Genomic DNA, 19,181 nt, shown 5'->3' with positions numbered 1-19,181 from the left:
GGCGGCCGAACTGCTGGGCATGCCGCAACCCAAGCTCTCCGAGCTATTGCGCGGCAAATTCCGCGGCATTAGCCAGGCCAAGATGATCGAGTGCCTAAACCGATTGGGGCGCGACGTGGACATCGTGGTGAGGAAGGCCGGTCGCCGAACGCTGGGGCACACTCACGTAGTGGTTGCCTGACGACAAAAAAGCCGTAGGCTTACGAGTTCGGCGGGCTAATGGCAGTGGCAGCCGCAGCCCCCTGTCAAGCAATGCGGCCAACCAAGGAGCCCGTTGAAAACCCATCTGCGGCTTATGCACTTCCAGGCGTGGAAGCGCTCCAGCGCGTTTCCAGCCGCTTTGCTGCGCTTTACCCCCGTGTGGACGGCAATTTCGGAAACAGCCTGCGCCATTGAGCTCCGAACTACCAGAATGCCTTGATAGAGCGCGACTTGATTCGGCGCGTTGCCTCGCTACACTAACGAACGTACAAGCCTACGTCCGTGGTACGCCCCCTTACTGGACTCCCCAGGCGTTCGGCCCCATAACCGTAGTCCATACCGCTGAGCGCGCCCAAGATCCCCCCATAACCGTAGTCCATTGCATAGTTCACACCGCCCAGTTGCCCCATGCCCGTAGTCCATAGTGTTCCGGCAGCACAATATACCGGCGTTGACTTTGTGACGCCCATATCTGTAGGCCAACACCGCGAAGCCAAGTTATCCACAGAGCATCTATGGACCACAACCATGGGCGTAGGCCATGTCCCACGGCCGTAGGCTTAAGCTCCCACAGACGTAGGCGATAGGAATCCCATAAATGGCGGCTTAAAGTGGCAAAGCCCACGGATGTGGGCAGTATCTTCCCCACGTCCGTAGGCCGTTATCGCAGAAAACGTAGTTGAATCAACGCGTTAGCCAGCGTTAACGATTTGATTTGATGTCTTTACTTATATAGATTCGATCCTCCGCGCGAGACCTAACCCCCAAAACCGTTTGCAAGAATCCAGTGCCGTAGACAACCGGAATCCTTGTCCTCATTAGTGCTCCCCCCCACATGTGTAGTCCATCTCTACAACTCTGTTCTCCAGAACCAGCATTCGGTATCGTGACGTGAGCACATACTCACATACAGATGCGCGGTGGTAAATTGATTAAATCGTTATAAATCAATGTGTTAGATAGAGTGTGCTGTGAAGGGGCTGATCTTCGGCCTACAGATACCGGGATCTTGGAACTCTCCCTAGCCCTGAACCGATGACTTGGCAGTGAAGTCCGAAGCGCCCGGAATTTGTAGGCCATGGCTGGGCGGACCAGCGTGCAGATGCCTCTTCCCAAGCCAAATGCCCCCGGAATTTGTAGTCCTTGGAAGCTGGCACGGCCATTTCCATCGTTTACTCAGGCCCGCTTTGCGAGCCGACCGAGCTCCCGTGCGCTCAATCCCCGGAATATGTAGTCCATATGGGTGGATCACACGGTTGCGCTTTAGTCACTAAACGCCAGGTGAACCCTTGCAAGCCTTAACGCACTCTGGTCACACTACTGAGCTGCACTCCGGAATCTGTAGTCCATTGAGATCGAGGTATCAGAAGCTGCGCGACAGCATTGTTACGCACGCTGCACATGAGCTATCAGCTATGGTCTACGTCTGTGGGATCTGCCTACCCTTTCATTCCCCGACTCGGCTTTGAGGGACCGAATCGGGTACCAACAAACGACTGTCGCGTTTACGCGTCGGCGTCCAAAATCCCTTATGGACTACGTTTATGGGACTGTCTGCAAAGGATCCGAAACACTCTTTCCGCGACCTGGCGTACCTGGGACGACCACCGTGGACACGTGAGCCTCGTCTATGGACTACATCTATGGGCGATGAGATCCGTTGCAGTAGTCCATAGCCTACGTCATGAATTTGACTTTGTAGGCCACATTGTCCATAGTCATATGCAATAAAAATTCTGCTGGGCCACCATGACCACGAGCAAGGCCGCTCTGAAAGCTGTACAAGGGATTGAGTCCGCTATCCCGCTCTCAGTACCAACTGCGGACTCGGCAGCGTTCGAGCTCGTGCTTTCTGATACTAGGCCACCCGCACGCGGCAGACGCAAAACGGTCGCCGCGGTTAACGGCGTCGAAGCTGAAGTAGTTACCCTGGAAGACCAAGCAGCGCTGGAAAAGGCGCTCACATCGAACGACTTGGCCCGCTTCTACCTCTCGAACGAAAAGGAGGCGAAGCAATACTACAGCCGTAGCTTAGATCTGTTCGACGAAGGCACCTCCATCATCGACGTCGAAGAAGAACTGCTGCTCAAGAAGAGCAGTGAGCGCGTGCGCTTTGTCCGACCATTGAAGTTACTTCAGCGGCAGCTTCACAACACCCTCCTTTTCGTTGCGCGACCGAACATGACAACGCAGGACACGTTTTCGGTTTCCCTGGACTATTTGAGCTGGTCGGTCGAACACAATCACAACGACACCTCCTATCTGAAAAACTCGGTCGAGGAAATGCAGCAGTCTCTGATGCAGATTTCGGAGAATTCGCGCTGGTTCTCTACTCAAATTCTGCAGGATGTTCTGATCGACGGGAAAACCCTTTACTACAAAATTCCGCCCTTGCTGCGGAAGCTGTACAGCGCGCCGGAACGCTACTATCACGTCTCAATGCGCATGAACGCGCGTTTCCGCAGCAAGTACGCTCATGCGATGTACGAGTTGCTGCGCGAGAACCTTTGGCGTCGCCACACCGGAGAACTATCGCTCGAGGAATTCCGCGAGCGGATGGGGATTGAGGATTCCGAGTATCTGGAGTTCAAGCGACTAACCGCGCGCGTCATTGTTCCCGCGTTGGCAGAGCTTGAAGAGTCGAGCGACTATTGCGCAACTCCCAAATACATCACGAAAGGCCGAAAGGTCATTGCAATCAAGTTCGAGATCTGGGAGAACACGAAGAACCTCTTGACTATGAACGAGGAAGGCACGCTCGATCCTGAGCGCTTCGCCATCCTACGCGAGCAATTCGGCATAAGCAGCCCCCAGATCCGTGAACTGACCCGGAACTTCCGCCTGAAACGGATCGAGGAAGTAACGGATGTCCTCTACTTCCGCTATATTCTCGCGAAACGCAAGTTCACTAAAGGCTATGCGCTCGTCATGAAGGCTCTTAGTGATACGGAAGACCAGTACTTTCTCACTGGTGCGGAAAAGACAGAATTGGCAGTTCATCGCGAGCGTAATCGGAATTCGGTCAGGGAACTCGAGATCCAACGGCTCTCCGCCGACACTCGCAAAACCGCACTAGAGCGTTTTAACGCATGGTGGCCGCGAGTTCCGACCGCCGAGAAGCTGGAAATTTGGCAGAACTTCCTCTCCGATGAGGCAAGCGTTGCTGTGATCGGCAAGCGCAAGCTGAAGAACGATGCGCCGGATTTGACACACCCTCTTGTTCAAAGCACCTTCCTTGCCTTCGCTGCTAAGGTCGGCCTGATTCCGAATATAGCCTGATGGGCTTCCCTGGTCGCTCGGAAAGGGCTGCGATTCCTACTGCGCTCAGTGGCGGCATTACCGCACCGCTCACTTCACAGGCGGACTGAGCGTGTCCAGCCCTTAAAACATTGATCGCGCCGACCACCTCGGCGTTTTCTTCGAAGTCGCACTGCTCACACATGAACTGCGCTTGTGTTCTGCGATTCTCGGCTGCGAGATGGGCGCAGCACGGGAAGGTTACTCGGCGGCACGGCGACAAGCCAGCCCCCGCCCCACGCCAACTTGTAGTCCATGCCAACCCTGATCGAGGATGGCTCCAGGTTGCAGAGCGCGCCATCAACCTGGTCGAGGTGGCCATCTATGATGGCCCTGGCCTCCCGATGCCGGCCAAGATTGCCGGCGCTTGTTTTGCGTAAAACGCCGCGGTCGGAGCAGCCGCGGCAATCGAAGTTTTTCATGACAGTCTCCTTTCGAGCATGGTGAATTTCCCCGCACGCCACTGTCACGACCACGGATCTCGATTAGCCTATATGGATGTGGCAGCCGAAGGCTTCGCATTGGTGAAGGATTCGACGATTTCCTTTATTTTTTCGGCAAGCTCCTCCTGTTGATTACCCGGGATCTCCACGAGCTCCAGATTAATCCGGCCATCAGGGAAAGTTTTCAGTTGACCAAACGATTGGCCGTCTGTCTTGAAGTCGTATCGCTGGTGATAGCGGGCACGCTCCTTCTTTCCGGCGGAATTTGGTGTCGTGAGATCCCTCACGGCGAGCTCGAGTTGTCTTACGGTCCTCTTGCCATCAATCACGGCGGATAGGTTTCGTGTCGCTTGTTCCTCGCCGGCTTTGTCAAAAATCAGTTTGATGAAATAAGCGGCCTGGAGACCTATCCGATCTGCAAACTCGGCCATGCGCTCAAGGATCGGGCGCGGCAGCGCGTTCAGCGAAAGTACCTTGCTGACGTATGCCTTATCCCGGCCTACCCTCTCCGCTAAGGCGCTTTGTTCCACGAAAACGCCGTTATCAAGGACGCGCCGCCAAGCGATTGCATCATCGAAGATACTTTGGCGTTCGTGGTCATTGTTGGCTCGATAGGCGATTGAATAGAGTTCGGCGGGAGTTGTGTCTGATCGCAATTCGGCATCGATGAACTTCTCGCCTAGTGAGCGCTTCGCGCGTAGACGCCGCTCCCCGTCTATCAGGACGTACTTGCCTGGATACTGCGGCAGTTTGGTGACTTTGATGGCTTCGATCTGGCCATCACGCTGCAGTGTCAAGGCAAGCTCTTGTACCTTGGATTCAGGGTAAAACTCTCGTGGGTTGTAGGGATTTGAAATGCAATCTGCTATGGGGATCGGAAAACGATTGCCGACATTTGAAGCCACTGGGATCGCATGCGCTGCCGTAGGCTCGGTGACTACTGCGGGTGGTGGCGGGCTTAACCGCGTTGGAGCTTCCTCGCTCGGTTCGGAGCGCTGATCCAAGGCGGCCCGTTCGTTATTGAGGCCCTTCAGGAGGCCGGCAGCGAGCGATAGATTGCCGACGGGTTTCGTTTTCTTTTCGTTATTTTCCTTATTCATTTACTACCCTCTTAGCGCGAGATTGTGCGATGTATTGCGAAAGCTCTACAGCGAGACCTTCAATCTCGGCTCGGGCCTCCTTGATGCCTCGCATATAACGCTTGCACTCGTGAGCTGTGGTGCCGAGTGCGAAAATCTGTCGATAGATCTCCCGTTGAGCGATCTGGCTAGCGAAAAGATAGGTACCCACGTCCTGTTCGCGGAGGAGCGTCATGATTTCCTCTCGCATGCGTGTCTTGCCGTTGATGTTGTTTAGCATCAAAGCCGAAGCCAATTCTGGATTCACTCGCCGTTGCACGTTCGCCACTTCCCGAATCATCGCCATTGTGCTGAAGAGGTCCGCTGGTGAGGGTCCCATGGGGATCAGACAGAAATCGGCAACCTTGAGCACTTCTGGCGTTCTTGGGTCTTCCAAATTGCCTGGACAGTCCACCAGAATGAGATCGTATTTGGTCTGGAGTTTCCTAATTTCGTTGCCTATTTTTTCGCCAGCGGGAGCGAGACTCGTGACCGATACTTGGAGGGGCTCTGCGCCGCTGGTAGCCCATCGCAGTGACGTGTTCTGTGGGTCAGCATCCACAAGTGCCACTTCGCTGCCGCCAGCTTGGAATGCCGATGCTAGATTAAGGCTAAGCGTCGTCTTCCCGACACCGCCCTTTTGGTTCGCAACTGCTATTGTGAATGCGGGCATACTTGCTCCTAGAATATTTTCTGAATTTTATGCGTCACATTTTGTGGAAGCAAGCAGTGTTACAGAAGCGCCGTGGTTGTCACGTAACAACTTGGCCTGGGCGTGTGGGACCCTTCGGATTCGATCAATCGCTGGAACAACCTTTGGCCGGATCGAAGGCCTTTTCGTTTGACATCCGTTCGTACAGCATATGCGCTAACTACAGGAGGCGCTGACGGAAGGCTCTGGCAACGAGGTTGCGGTTGTCACGTAACAACTGCAAATGACGGCTTCGTGTGACCTCAGATTTCTGATTCGCACCAATCTGACAACCGCTTCGAAGCCGATCGATGACATCGCTTTGTGCAGTTCTTTTATGGAGGCTGTCATCGGTTCGGACTTGAGGGCTAGCCGTCAAGCTCCTGGCAGGAGACTTCCCAACCACGTTGCGTGTGTTGTCACGTGACAACTTCGGATCATTCCAGACTACTCACTCGCATGAGTTTCCAAGAAGAAGACTCTTCAAAACACATGATGCCAGTGCCGCGTTGAGGCGCGCGCGGCCTTTTTGAACGGTGTTAGCCTCTCGCTGCGTAGTAAGACCCATGCCCGCTACGAAATCAGCGCCAACACGTAGGTACGATGTGCCAAGGTTTCGAGCAAGAACACCATTCCAGTTTGTGGCGGATCATCGTTAGCTGTAGCCAGGCATCGGAAGTAACCCTCGGCTTAGTAGTGTCTGGCAGCGCTCACGGCCCAGGTCAGACGCGGCAAAGCGTTGCGGGCTCTTGGGCGCTCGCGAGGGCGCAATCGGCTCCTGTTCGTGGGACTCTTCACACGCACTTGTGCCGTGATCTGAACACCAGGCCGATCCGGAGGGCGAAACCAGCGAGACGTTCCGGGGCAAAAACCGATTGCATATGTTCGGCAACGGCTGAAAATGCCTTAAAATACACTTCAGTAAGCGCATTTACTATCAGACTCAGCGGTCCTTTTCAGCGGGGCGAGTCGGTACGCGCGAACGGCTTGTGCAATACCTTTTTGCGCAATTCGCGCTCGATGCCTTAGCCCTGAGGGCTCCGACAAGGCAGAATTTGGGATCACACCAAGTTGCGCGGTCACGAGGCCAGTATCTGCGGACCAATTTGGATTTGGTAGGCCAACCCAGTCGCCTGCACTGCTGACAGGCTGGGCGGGAACTAGCTGGTTAGCGCCGATGGCTAGCGTGGGCACTCCGGGTGTTTGAACAGACTTGTCCAACAGACAGTGGCTGTTGACTACGCCGGTGACGACAAGGTTGTCCGCGAAGGCGGGCGCCTGTGCTCGGATCCGCTGGCGATTATCCGCCTCTGCGATGCCCTTCACGCTCGGATAGTTGATCTGATATATAATCAAAAACGAGAGCAAAACATCTCATGATGTCGAACTATAAGAAGCCCTTTAGCAAGTTCATAAAGAGGCGCATAAGGCGCTTCAGTTGGCTATCGAGAACGAAGTCGAGGTGGTCTGCGTAGGAGAGCCTAAGGTTGGGCATCTGGCCGGCATCCGGGTTCACAAGTTCAAGTTCAACAGGCAGGACTACCTGATGGCTTACCGGTCGCCACCCCAAAGCAGCGGGAGGCTGACGGGGGCGACATTGAGTGGCTGCTGATCGATTTCTACCAGATGGGATTGCACGAGAACTTCTATGCGGACCTCAAAAAAATATCTGAAAGCAGAGAGGAAGTGATGAATACAATGACTGCGGAAGATCTTCTCCTGCGCCTCAGGAATCTGCCGTTGCAAGAACGGGCCCGCTTCTTCGCCCTGGTTGGCCAACAGGCGTTCCGGGACGAGAATCTAAGCCACGAGGAAGTGTTCGGCCATCTGGCCGGCGACGAATTCACTGCCAAGGAAGCAGCCGAGTACCTTGAGGTGTCGATGCCCACCTTCCGGCGGCTGGTCGCCAGTGGAAAGCTTGCGGCTAGCAGCGAGGTAGGGCGCAGCCAGCTCTATGCTGTCCCGGCGCTGAAGGCGTTCAAGCGACAACGACAAGCCGTCAAGGGCTGACAGGATAAAGGGCGCTGCGGCGCCCTTTGCTTCCTCGTGGAAGGATCTTGGGTTCCGCCGCGCATAGGGCGGCGGACTAGCCCAACCTCGCGGCGACCCATGGTAGGCCCAACTCATGCCTCCGCCGATTCCCGTGTCGGCGCGCGCTTACCCGCGAACATCAGAATGTCGGCGCACAGCGTGCGCGAACAAGGTCGACCTGTCCCGGGAGCCCGGTCTCGTCGCAATCTGGCGTCGACGGCGTGCCGCGCACGAGGATGGTGCCAACGCCGCCGGAGTTCGCCAGGAAGGCAGGCGTCAACGTGGGTCTCACCGCCGTTGCCGAACAGGATGGGCCTGACGCCGTCGCCACGAATCCTCCGGTCATAGTCGACAGCCAGTAGTACATTGCATGACAAACTTCCAGCTAAGTACTTGAAAAGACGAGTAATCTTTTGAGCGTGAGCCGGCACCGGCCGATCTTGTATAGAAATAGTAAATGCCGATAATTTAGGGTTGGTATTCGAACTCAGTGGCGAGAGCTCGCTCGGCAGGGCGGACGGTGTTGAAGAACAAGGTTCGTGCGAGCCATGAACACCATGTGTAAGAGCAAGCACATCGCTATGGCTCTTTGATTTCTAAGCGAAATTCCTCAAAAAGTACGCCTTTCGACAGTTGCTGAGAGGCAACGGCAGCGCCGAGAATGCCCAACATTCTTGAGACTACGCCGAAACGGCCAAAAATCGCCTAATGTAAGACGAGGGACGCTTGCATACCTGAAGTTGTATCTACTTTCACCTAAATTTGTGGCTTGCTAATAGGGAGGGGCAAGGAACCTCAATCGAAGAAGGGCCATTCGCAGCGCCTTGATGGCTGTCCGCGGCGTCTCGCCTATCGCCTGTACGCGTCCGTCGCATAGACGCGCCACCAACGCCCCGCCCGTTTCCCGGTAAATCCAGAACATCGCGCCGGCATCCTGCTGGCCGAGCAGGCGTCGCTTGCGAATATCGGCGTTGGCGGGGGTGAAGGCGGTTGCGACTGTCCAGCCCCTCTCTCGTGAGAACGTCAATCCGGGGCCTTGGTTATGCCATTGCGCAACGATAGCTCGCCTGCGACGGTGGCGACGACGAGCGACGCCGAAAAGGCGCGCCGCTTTGCTGGTCCTCGACATGATCCCCCACGCCTCGCCGCAATCAATAACCGGTTCGACAAAGCGGGTGATGTCACAACGTCGCTTCGCACCCCACCACGGACGAAGCGGGCAACTCGCAATTTCGACATGCCTCAGCGCATTCCCGCGGCCAAGGAGAAACTCCTGGACAGCCTTGTCCGCGTATGCCCACACCTGGAGCAACGCGGTGGCCGCCGCATGGTATGCGATCCACGTATGGGTCGCGGAGAATTCTCGACTCGGGGGGCTGATGGAGGCATGTAGCATTACCTGCTCGCTCAACTCCCCAAACACGCCAGCCGGTGGTGCACGATACGGCCAACGGCGAAGGCGCACATAAGGTTCAACGCTTCGTGCCCACAGGCCCTCTGTGATCACCAGCGCTGCCTGGGGATGGTGCGCCAGCGTCTCGGCGGCGACCGCGGTGGTCGGAGCCTTCAACCAAGTGGTGGCCCGCGGGGCCACATGACGCCGAAAGTGCCGCGCCATGGCTCGGTAGACCGAGAAAGCTGGCGCATCGGACCAGTAGGACGACGCTTTTTCTCTTAGATCCAAGTCTGCAAACGCCTGCTGATGGCAAACGTCATCGTGAAAAATTGTGTTCGGCCCATGCACGACGCGCAGTGCGTTTCTCGTAGGATATGGCTGTAAGCCCGGTGGACAAGGGCGTCCCATTGCCTCATTCAGGGCCAGAAATTCTTCCGGCTCGAGTTGTTGCGTCCAAAAGCACTGGTATGCAACGGCTTCTGAATGGGCGAGACATGTCATGCCGTCGAGCCACGCGACCAATTGATCCATGGCTTGTATGTTGGCTGAAGTCATTCGCGGGCGGCGACACAACTCTGGGGTAAAGAACCGAAGCCGATCGCACGGACAGCTACCGGGCGGGCCGTCCGGATCCGACAAGATCATCATGAACGCGCGGCCGCAGCGACAGTGCGACCGCAGCGGGACGGCGTGGACAGGGCAGGTCTGCAGGAAGCGGAGTGCAAACAAATCGGTGTGATAGCCCTCCGCCAGGCAAAGTGGACAGATCTTGGTGTCGTAGCTGAAAAGCGCAGGCCGCAGCCACGCCGGTGCATCGTCAACGGTTGCCCACCGAAACTTCATCGCCGGCTCGCCCAGCAATGTCGCGAGCCGTTCCCGGTCAATCCCCCCGAATGGCTGGGGTGCCTCGAGCCGATCTCGGGCTCGAGCCATGACAGCAAGCTCGCGCGGCCGGAGCCCATTGAGCTCACATGCGCGGAGCAGCGTGTGAAACAAGGACGCGTAGGGAAGGACGCTGCCGCGATACCATGTCAGACGCGGTGGCTCAGTCATGTCTGTATCGGACTGCGATCGTTGCGTTGTCGCGCTGCGGTGGCTGACACCACTGCCATTAGCCTTCTATGTCCTGATGCCTCTACTACCTGCCGCCAAGAGGTCGGCGAAGTCGCCTTCTCGACGTCCGCGCCAGAAGCCAGTCGCAACAAGACGTGGCGGCACGCGTGGGTTACCGTCTTCATCGGAAAGTTGATGGGGCCTGCGTACCGCGGGGGCAGGCAATCGGTCATGGCCTGCATTAGCGTAGCCGCGAAGGCGGCGAGTCGGAATCCCTGATCCCAGGCATTGGGCACCAAGCCCGCAGTGAATGACAGGCCTGACCCCGGAGGCCATTCACTGCCGCTGTCATAGCCGCCCATGACATAAGCGAGTTCCTGCTCACTACGAATGCCATCGAACGCCTTTGTGGCCAGCATGAAGCGAGCCGCAACATGCGCGCCGCCGGACAGGGCCATGGTGATTGCTTCGTCAAAAAACTGGAGCGAGGCCACCGAGATTACGCATAATCGAATTCGTTGTCGCTCGAGTTGACTGTGCAACTCCACGAGCCATAACCATTCTCGCTGCGACATACCCTGGGCTTCGTCGATAACTAGGACCAGAAAGCGCCCACCGCCTTGGCTGGCCAGTTCGATCCAGCGTTCCAGCAACATATGGTGGCGAGCGAGCGGACCTCTCACAAATCGCGCCAGCGAATGGGAACTGGCTTGTAGCAATTCCGCATAGAAGCTGCCGACTGAATACGGACCGCCGGGGTCGGTGTGGCTCCAAACCACCATCGGCACATAGCCACCGCAGCGCTCCGAGAGCAATCGCTGCAGCCAGTGATTGACGCCGCTGGACTTGCCAAAACGCGAGGGGCCATAAATGGTGGCGCCATCGACTTGGTCATCGATCCAACCGGCTACTGTGTTCACCATCTCCTCAATCGCGACGGTATAAAGGGAGTAATCACTTGTCACAATAGGATGGTCGCGTGGCACATGACTAGGAGCCAGGGGAGGCGGGGGATGGTATGTAGACGCTACCATAGCTGGGCCTTTCGCATCGGAGGCAGGCATAGAGGCGACGCCGGTCCGGCTGGCATGGGATCGGCGGCAACTTCACTCGGCAGCGCTTGGCGTGCCAAGGTGACCATGGATTCTCCCGCAACCAGCTCGGCATACTGCTGAAGGATCCGCCGTGCCTCCAGATATGCCGGGTGAGGAGGGAGCCGCTTGCCGGGCGAGCCTTCTGCATATTGCAGCAAAGCCTCGACCGCGTCGCAGCCGCTGGACAGGAAGAGCAATCGCCTGCGTTCGAGGGAGCGAATAGCCTGTCTGACATAGAGGGAGTGCGGGGTTCGGTGCCACGGAGGTGAGGCACGAACGACGCCGAGAAAATGTCCTGCTTGTGTTGACACTGCGGCGAACCGGGCATCGTCCTCGTTTTCTATCGTCAGCCATAATTTCTTGCCGAGCAGATCCCCGCGCAGGCCAAGCCACTCTGCGGAGTAACGGGCATTGGCGAAGTGAAAATGGGGTCGTCTACCTGTACGGCTGCCGCCCAGTAGCGCACAGAGTTTGCGCACACCCACCATTTTGCTTACAGCAATCGGATCCGCCGTGGGTAACGGTCGATCTTCCTGATCGGCCAATAATTCAAGCTGGTCAAGCGGACTGCGATACCCAAGGCCGGAATGTGGTGTGGCGTTGTAGTTCGCGATCAGGACGTCGAGCAATTCCTGCGCAAACTCCAATTGGAAGTGAGTGTCCTTCGCCGTCTGCTCCGGGTCGGTGCCACGCTTCTGATCTGGTGAGTTGCCGGTGGTGGTCGCCAGGCGATGAAAGCCACCCGCAGCCAGGCAGCGGAAGAATGCCTCGATGTAGGGTCGGTCGTCTTTGCTGCGCCGGTGGCTAAAGCTGCCGGGATCCTGAGGCTTCGCTATTCGCGCACCTACGACGTCTTGCAGGGCGGCTTCAACCCGATTGCAAATGTTCGCCAGCGCCCCATCGACGCTGAATTCTTCCCAGCAAGCTCCCACGAACCGTGGAGCGCGATATGAAGGCAGGCCGGCGCCCTTGGCATAGGCGTTGTTGCTGAACAGAATGTCTCGCGGTGTCCATAGTGTCAATGCGCAGCGTATGGCACGCAAAACATCCTCGGCACTGCACTCGCGCCGCAGCGACAAGCTGTAACCGAGAACTGCGCGTGAAGCCACTTCGATCAGCACGACGACCCAGAGACGGTGAATGACACGCGGCTCGTAACCTCCGTGCGGTGAAGGGACGAGGATCACCATGCGCGCGTCGAGCTTGTGCGCATCGCATTCAACTCGCTCGAACAGCCGCAATGCTGGACGGCGTGTCCCATCGCCTGTGCGTGTCTTGCGCTGAGCCTCCGGGCCTCCAAGTAATGCGCTACGGGTCCGTAGCGGCGCGGCCGCAATGACGTCGGCGATGAAACGGCATATGGCCTTGTAACCTTGCTTCGCGACGTTGAACGGCCATTCACCGCGCTGCTCGAAGCCTCTTTCCCGCAACGCGTTAAGAAACCAGCGGTAGAGCACTGCCCGAGGTTGTCGGGTCGACTCGAGCGTCTTTCGATGACCAAGGATCTGCTGGCGAAACTCAGCTTCCAGGCCTTGACCTGCAGCGCTTCGGAACACGGCTTGAAGCGCTCCGGCTGCACCGCCGCCCCAGGGATTCACTGCAATTGGAGCAGTACGCGTGTAAGGCCGGATGCGTGCGTGCGGCAACAATCCGCGCCAGCCGTAGATTTGCCCGTCAGGGTGCGGTGCAAGGCAACGCTCACAGATCAGGCGGTACACCTGGCCGCGGCCGATTCCCGCATTGGTCCTTATGTCCCTGCCACTAGCGCCATCCAAATAAAGCCGCACCGCGCAAACGCGCGCGCGGAAGTTGGCACGCTGAGCCTCGGGCAAGGCTTGGTCGTCGACCGCGGGCCACGTCGCCAAGTTGATCTCGACGTCTGACGCATCAGCAGCAACGGTTCGGGCTCGCAAACGTAATCTGGGGCGCACTCTACGGCCCTCCATCCCGCTCCAACTAGACACAACATTAGGTGAAATCGCTTCCCAGGAACACAACTTTCCGTGGGAAAGGCAACACACCTAGCGAGGTAGAGCCTAGCAGCGCCCTGATTTGATGTGACTTCTCGAGTCTCGGTGTCGATTGACCAGAGTCACAACTTTAGGTGTGCGAGCGTCCGGGGCTTTCGATGAAAAAGGAGCCCGACAAGCGCGAACTGGCAGCGGCGCAAATCTTCTGCCCCCTTGGCCAGGCACCACTCACCCGCAAGCAGGCAGCTCTTGCAGGACAGCTATTAGGCTTGCACTCTTCTTCAGTGTACCGGTTGCGCAGACGCTTTCTAGAAGACCCGGTGACAGCGTCATTGCTGCCGTCTCCGTCAGGTCCACGTCAAGGGCAATACATGCTGTCGAATGAAGTGGAGGCAATCGTTCAGGACGTCCTATCCGATTGGCTTCCGCGGCAGAAGCATCTCGCCCATCCCCTTCATGAGATTTGCCGAGAGGTCCGCATGCGGTGCGCCGTTGCAGGCGCCACACCACCTTCCCGGCCAACAATCTCCCGCCGGTGGGCCGACTACCGTGACAAAGAATGCATGAAGCTTTCAGGCGCAGCGCCGGGCCATCTTGTCGCACAGCATCCGTTGGATATTGTGCAGATCGATCACACACTTGCCGACATCATGCTGGTCGATGAGGTGTTTCGCCACACGCTTGGCAGACCGTGGCTGACGCTGGCAATCGACGTCGCGACACGATCAGTCGTGGCCATATACGTCGGTTTCGACCGCCCTAACGCGGCGACTGTCGCTCTACTTCTCACGCGGATGGTCCTGCCCAAGGCGCCCTGGTTGGCGAGCCGGGACGTTGCTGTAGATTGGCCGATGCATGGCGTGCCGAAGGTATTGCATCTCGACAACGCTGCCGAGTTCAAAAGTAGGGCACTGCGAGCGGGCTGCAATCAATACGGCATCGAGCTGATGTATCGCCCGCCTGGCCGACCCTATTTCGGGGGCCATATAGAAAGACTGAACCGTACCATGATGGAGAAGGTGCACAGTCTGCCAGGCTCGACCGGATCGTCGACGAAAGGACGAAAGGCTCACAAGCCGGAAGCGGAAGCCGCATTAACCCTTCCGGAGTTCGAGCAATGGCTGATGTATGAAATCGGACAGACCTACCATCACAGTGCCCATCGAGGTTTAGGCGGCGCGACGCCATACTCCGCGTGGTCGACGTTGTCTGAAGCATCGAAGCCGCGGCTTCTTCCCGACTCAGCGGCTGAAGAACTTCGCTTCCTCATTCAGTTCCTGCCCATGAGCCGACGCACCATCCAGTCTGATGGCTTGACGCTGTTCTATCTGCACTATTGGCATCCGATCTTCACCGCCTGGCGGGCGGCTAACCGTCGCGTCGTGGTGCGATACCATCCAGAGGACCTATCGAGAATCTTCGTCAGTGCCGATGGCAAGGAATACGTTGAGGCAAGCTTTGCCGATTTACGTCGTGGCCGAATCTCCCTGTGGGAGCAAAAGGCGGTACTCAAGCATCTCCGATCGCAGGGAAAATCCCACGTCACGGAGTCTGCGATATTCAACGCGATCGCTGCGCAACGCAGCATCATAGAGGGGGCAACAGCGAAGCGGCGATCTGCAGACAGACGAGGAAGAGCAGGGGAGACCTCGCCTTTCCCGGCGAGCAGGCAGGCCAGTCAGCAGGCGAAATCCCCCGAGGCGTCGTCGGCAACGCCGGATGTCGACTACAGCAAGCCGCCTCCAATTTATCACGTAGAGCAACTGTGAACTGGCGATGAGTGCTTCCTTGACACACCTTCTGCCGGAGGTCCGTTCTTTAGCAAAGAGCGACGACAATGTTCGTATTCTTGCCCTGGCCCGCGATAGATGGATTGACTATCCCCGCGCAACACAGGCGTTCGAGCTCTTGGACCGATTGGTGAAGATCCCTCCACGGCAGCGTATGCCGTGCGTGCTGCTGTACGGCGAATCGAACATCGGAAAGACCCAGGTTATCGCGAAATTTGAACGGCGCCATCCTCCGGAATACGACGAAATTGCGGGCGTGGAGCGCCGGAAGGTGGTGTCTATGCAGATGCCACCCACGCCCGACCAGAGCCGCTTCTACACATCGCTGCTGTTCGAGCTTGGAGCGCCGTTCAACGCATCAGCGAGGCTAAACGTGCTTGAGCATCTGAGTCGCGAGTTGCTTCGGAAAGTTTCGCCGCGCATGCTGGTTGTCGATGAAGTTCATCACCTCTTGTCGGGAAATTATCGCGAGCAGCGCGCCTCCCTGAACCTGCTCAAGTTTCTGGCCAACGATCTCCAGATGACGATTGTCCTTGTGGGGACGCACGATGCTGAGATAGCACTTCAAACCGATTCCCAAATGAGCAGTCGCTTTGCGCGCTTCGAGATGCCTCGATGGCAGGAGTCGGAAGCCTTCCGGGGACTGCTGGCGGCATTCGAACGCGTACTTCCTTTGCGACGACCGTCAAACCTGTCGAGGCGAGAAGTTGTCTCGGCGGTTCTGGCGGCGAGCGGAGGTCTGACCGGCGAGGTCTCGCGGCTTTTGAATTCCGCCACTGAGCTTGCGATCCGCGATGGAAGGGAAATGATCGATGTCTCTCACATCGAACACGCCCGGAACAGCGTGCTTTAACCAGGCGAGGCCGTGGCCAGTTGCACCACGTCCCTTTGATGGTGAGGCATTCGGGGGCTGGCTTGGAAGACTCGCGGCAAAATACTCTCTGACAGTCGAGCAGCTTTGGACTCAAGCCGATCTCGGCCAGATGCCAGTCCTAACGCGGTGGACATGGTTACTTTTTCCGCCAGTGCCGCTCGAGACCTTGGAGCGTCTCTCACAGCTGACCCACGTAAGTGTGGATCGGCTGAGAGCCATGCAGACTCCAATCGGTTGGGTCTATGAACGACCTCGTTTACGGTATTGCTATCTCTGTTTGATCGTGAATCGTGCCGATATCTATTCGCCATTCTGGAAGCGCGAGTGGCTGGATCCGACCTTTTCAACGTGTGAGCAACATCCCGGCAGACTCGAAACGACGACCTGCCACTGGCGCGACCATAAGGTCGACAACTTTGATCAGCTGCTTCGAAGAGCGCACGCAACGCCCCACCGGAACATTCTTTCGCATGGAAAAGCGACAGTCGCATGAACGATGAGCGGAGAAATGCAACGCTCTTATCAATGATGAGCGTCGCTCGCATGAACCTCGATCTTCAACAGTTCAAGAGGGCGACGCGCACTTGCAAGACCCTGTGTGCCCCCACGCGACTCCAACGCATATGTTGGCTTTTACACATGCGGCGGCCAATGATTCGATTGATAGATGACTCGACGAAGCCGGTCGCGATTCGTAGGCCAACACGCTGCCGGGTGCGATAGTCGATCAGCGACTCAAGATGGCTATTGAGGCAACTGACCAAATCTATAAGCTTGCAGCGCGCCTGTTTGGCTTCGCGGCTTGAGTTCGGGTCAAGTCTCACGCGCAGCTCAAGCAGACGACACAGCTCCTTAGCGAGCTTCTGCCAACGTATCGTTTGCCCGGTCCACACGAAGCTGCGAAGGCGAACAAACAGATCCCACAACTCGAATGCTGACCCGTTGGCCGTAAGGCGCCCATACGCCAAAGGCGTAGTAGCTTGATCGACGTATCGCAGCATTCGACCGATGTGCGCCCAGTCGAGAACCCATTCGGTATCGAACGGAAGGTCTTCAGCAACCCCGGCAAGATCCAGGGCGCCATCAGTCACGACACAGACGTCATTGGGATCATCGTATCCGCTGTCCTCTAGGAATTTGGTCATTTCTTCCTGCAATCGCTTGGTGCGCGGCATGGCGGAAGCCCAGACCCGTGGTTGTCTTCCAGTCTGGCCTAATGCCGCAACGACGACAGCTATTGACGATGAGCTTTTGCCGGCCCCCGCGCGATTGTCCTTGCTGGCTCCCTTGCCATTGCTTCGCGCCCGCCTCACATAGCCGACATCAATGCCCAGTTCGGCAATTGGTCTAATCTCCTCGCACCACCGCCGCACGGGCTGTGCGTGCTGGAGGGATTTGCCGACGGCCATTGTGTGATTGCGGATGGTCACGTGACTGTCGCGTCCGGACGTTGGCAAGAAGAGGTCCATGACCTGCTTGGCCTGCCGGTAGGGCATAGTGGCGCCGAGTTCGGCATGCAGCCTGGATAGCGTCAAGCAGGATGTCCGGTTTACCGACAAACATCTTGGCCGACGTGACAAAATGATTGTCGCCGCCCATGCAGCCAGCGCAGCTCGCCTGTGCTCGCTTCCTTAAGGTAATTCTTGAGCGGCGACACATACGTCGATCCGTCAGCACCACACTTACATGCCTTCCATCGGTCGCGGCAGTAGAAGACCTTGCCGAGCGTGGTCTTCAGTTCGGAGCAATGCCCGTCGTGCACGCGACGGAGCGCGCCGCAGACCTTACAACTCGTTGCGACGCGCAGTAGCGATCGAGCTGCTCTACGACAAATTCTTGCTGGACGCAATTGACTAACGACTTGCCTTCCGCAAGGGACAAACCGACGTCGCCGGAGGCTTGGCTGCGGTCGACGCGGTGAAACCGCATCACCTCAACCCGTTTTGCCACCGTGCCATCGCCGTCATCGAATTCGAGAACGATCGTGCATCGCATGTCGGCTCTCCGTCTCTTTGATACCGAGACGATACTCCGCTGCAGGGCTGCATCCCAGGCCTTTTAACGGCTTCCCTCAACATCTGCAACAACAACTGCCTCGGACGCAACCGTCGAAACACATGAGACATGCGTCGTTGTCGCCACCTGTCCGCGAATGACTGGATCGACGGCAGATTCTTGCCATCGATGTCAAGATTGACTATACTGTCAAACATCGAGTCAAAGCGTGCGAGAGCGTGGTCGGAGGTCAAGCGCTTGATGGGTCCTGCGCCACACTAGAGCCCTTGAAAGGACTCGACCGCGAGTGAAGCGGGAAAAAAGAAGTCCGGATGAGCAGGCAATCCGATCGAAATCCGTAAGCATCGGAAATGTCGGCCGACATTTCCAGCCCGCAAGCATTACGAACCAATCGGACTTGGGGCGGACTACGTCGTCAAGCGGTTCATCCGCTGAATTGGTCGGCGTCGATAGCATACCCTTGCATAAAGACTTGATTTCTTAGTGCCTAACAGGATTTGGTTCCAACTGCAACTTTCAGGTGTTCTCGAGTGTTGTTGGAAGCGAATCACGAGCGGAGTTGGGCGTCGGTGGTCCGGAAGTTTGGTAGAAAAAATTGATTAAAGGAGGAGACGACATGTCGAATGCTGCGCCTGTAGCAGCCGCTAACCCAGGCCTCGCTGGGCTGGGCGGGCTGAAACGAAGGGACATTGTCCACGATGAGAAGTTTCGCAGGCTGGTCCGAGAAAGAAGGTGGACTAGCTGGTCGCTGACGGTGGTGATGCTGGTCGCCTACTTCGGGTTCGTCTCGACCATTGCGTTCAAGCCCGATTGGCTCGCGACCCCCATCGGCCCTGGCCGATCCACGAGCTGGGGAATACCCGTTTGCTTCGGGATTCTCGCGCTCGCCTTCTTGCTCGTTGGCGTGTACGTGCGTCGAGCAAACACGGTGATTGACGCGAACGTGGCTGCAATCAAAGCGGGAGGCCGGTCATGAGCTTTTGGCGTGTCATCTGGCTACTGGCCACCACGTGCTTGACCGCGTTGCCCGCCGCGCAGGCGTCCACGTCACCTGGCTCCACAGGGTCGTTGCATCAAGCTTCGAACCCTAGCGCGATTGCAATGTTTTTCTTGTTTGTCATCTTCAGCCTGTTCATTACGAAATGGGCCGCCCGGAAGAGCTCAGGCGTCTCCGATCACTACGCCGCCGGTGGGCGTATCACAGGCA

At 57.3% G+C, this 19,181-nt stretch carries 14 protein-coding genes and 1 pseudogene; 8 read left to right on the top strand and 7 right to left on the bottom strand.

Annotated features, from left to right (window positions below; translation table 11 throughout):
• Positions 1-181: helix-turn-helix domain-containing protein (locus tag ACYP5B_RS00600; RefSeq protein WP_459568153.1), on the top strand; the 181-nt coding region annotated here is incomplete at its 5' end.
• A 1,769-nt stretch (positions 182-1,950) separates the two neighbouring features.
• Positions 1,951-3,480, top strand: a complete 1,530-nt coding sequence (locus ACYP5B_RS00595; protein WP_459568152.1) for a RepB family plasmid replication initiator protein — start codon at positions 1,951-1,953, stop codon at positions 3,478-3,480.
• Positions 3,481-3,635: 155 nt separating this feature from the next.
• On the opposite strand, the gene ACYP5B_RS00590 is transcribed toward ACYP5B_RS00595, so the two are convergent.
• From ACYP5B_RS00590 to ACYP5B_RS00580, 3 genes are all read right to left on the bottom strand, one after another.
• On the bottom strand, positions 3,636-3,920 hold the full coding sequence (locus ACYP5B_RS00590; protein ID WP_459568151.1) for a hypothetical protein: 285 nt from the start codon (positions 3,918-3,920) through the stop codon (positions 3,636-3,638).
• Positions 3,921-3,988: 68 nt separating this feature from the next.
• Positions 3,989-5,041 (bottom strand): ParB/RepB/Spo0J family partition protein, encoded by a 1,053-nt coding sequence (locus ACYP5B_RS00585; RefSeq protein WP_459568150.1) that lies wholly within the window; start codon positions 5,039-5,041, stop codon positions 3,989-3,991.
• Positions 5,034-5,732, bottom strand: coding sequence for an AAA family ATPase (locus ACYP5B_RS00580; RefSeq protein WP_459568149.1), 699 nt, complete (start codon positions 5,730-5,732; stop codon positions 5,034-5,036). Before ACYP5B_RS00580 ends, ACYP5B_RS00585 begins: the two co-directional genes overlap by 8 nt.
• Positions 5,733-7,212: 1,480 nt before the next feature.
• Here ACYP5B_RS00580 and ACYP5B_RS00575 point away from each other — a divergent pair.
• Both ACYP5B_RS00575 and ACYP5B_RS00570 read left to right on the top strand, forming a co-directional pair.
• Entirely contained in the window at positions 7,213-7,362 is a 150-nt protein-coding gene (locus ACYP5B_RS00575; RefSeq protein WP_459568154.1) for a type II toxin-antitoxin system RelE/ParE family toxin, read from the top strand.
• 20 nt (positions 7,363-7,382) lie between these two features.
• Positions 7,383-7,760: a helix-turn-helix domain-containing protein gene (locus tag ACYP5B_RS00570; RefSeq protein WP_459568148.1), complete on the top strand. Its 378-nt coding sequence runs from the start codon at positions 7,383-7,385 to the stop codon at positions 7,758-7,760.
• Positions 7,761-8,553: 793 nt separating this feature from the next.
• On the opposite strand, the gene ACYP5B_RS00565 is transcribed toward ACYP5B_RS00570, so the two are convergent.
• The 3 genes from ACYP5B_RS00565 to ACYP5B_RS00555 form a co-directional block, all read right to left on the bottom strand.
• Positions 8,554-9,708: a hypothetical protein gene (locus tag ACYP5B_RS00565; protein WP_459568147.1), complete on the bottom strand. Its 1,155-nt coding sequence runs from the start codon at positions 9,706-9,708 to the stop codon at positions 8,554-8,556.
• A 518-nt stretch (positions 9,709-10,226) separates the two neighbouring features.
• Positions 10,227-11,195, bottom strand: a complete 969-nt coding sequence (locus ACYP5B_RS00560; protein ID WP_459568146.1) for an ATP-binding protein — start codon at positions 11,193-11,195, stop codon at positions 10,227-10,229.
• A gap of 62 nt (positions 11,196-11,257) precedes the next feature.
• A complete protein-coding gene (locus ACYP5B_RS00555) occupies positions 11,258-13,189 on the bottom strand; it encodes a hypothetical protein (RefSeq protein ID WP_459568145.1) in 1,932 nt (643 codons plus the stop codon).
• A gap of 263 nt (positions 13,190-13,452) precedes the next feature.
• On the opposite strand from ACYP5B_RS00555, the gene ACYP5B_RS00550 reads away from it, so the two are divergent.
• The 3 genes from ACYP5B_RS00550 to ACYP5B_RS00540 are packed head-to-tail and all read left to right on the top strand — an operon-like array spanning position 13,453 to position 16,451.
• Positions 13,453-15,063, top strand: a complete 1,611-nt coding sequence (locus ACYP5B_RS00550) for a transposase (protein ID WP_459568144.1) — start codon at positions 13,453-13,455, stop codon at positions 15,061-15,063.
• 7 nt (positions 15,064-15,070) lie between these two features.
• Positions 15,071-15,937, top strand: a complete 867-nt coding sequence (locus ACYP5B_RS00545; RefSeq protein WP_459568143.1) for a TniB family NTP-binding protein — start codon at positions 15,071-15,073, stop codon at positions 15,935-15,937.
• Positions 15,897-16,451, top strand: coding sequence for a TniQ family protein (locus ACYP5B_RS00540; protein ID WP_459568142.1), 555 nt, complete (start codon positions 15,897-15,899; stop codon positions 16,449-16,451). The genes ACYP5B_RS00545 and ACYP5B_RS00540 overlap by 41 nt, the downstream gene beginning before the upstream one ends.
• Before the next feature lie 70 nt (positions 16,452-16,521).
• Here ACYP5B_RS00540 and ACYP5B_RS00535 read toward each other — a convergent pair.
• A pseudogene (locus tag ACYP5B_RS00535) lies at positions 16,522-17,953 on the bottom strand (ISKra4-like element ISBusp5 family transposase); the annotation flags it as partial.
• A 637-nt stretch (positions 17,954-18,590) separates the two neighbouring features.
• Here ACYP5B_RS00535 and ACYP5B_RS00530 point away from each other — a divergent pair.
• Positions 18,591-18,950 carry a DUF485 domain-containing protein gene (locus tag ACYP5B_RS00530; RefSeq protein ID WP_459568141.1) on the top strand — a complete coding sequence of 120 codons (360 nt, stop codon included), beginning with the start codon at positions 18,591-18,593 and terminating at the stop codon, positions 18,948-18,950.
• Positions 18,951-19,181 lie beyond the last annotated feature (231 nt).

The organism is Cupriavidus sp. 8B, assembly GCF_054589115.1.
The sequence above is the reverse complement of the archived record's forward strand: the minus strand, read 5'-3'. Positions and strand labels throughout refer to the sequence as shown.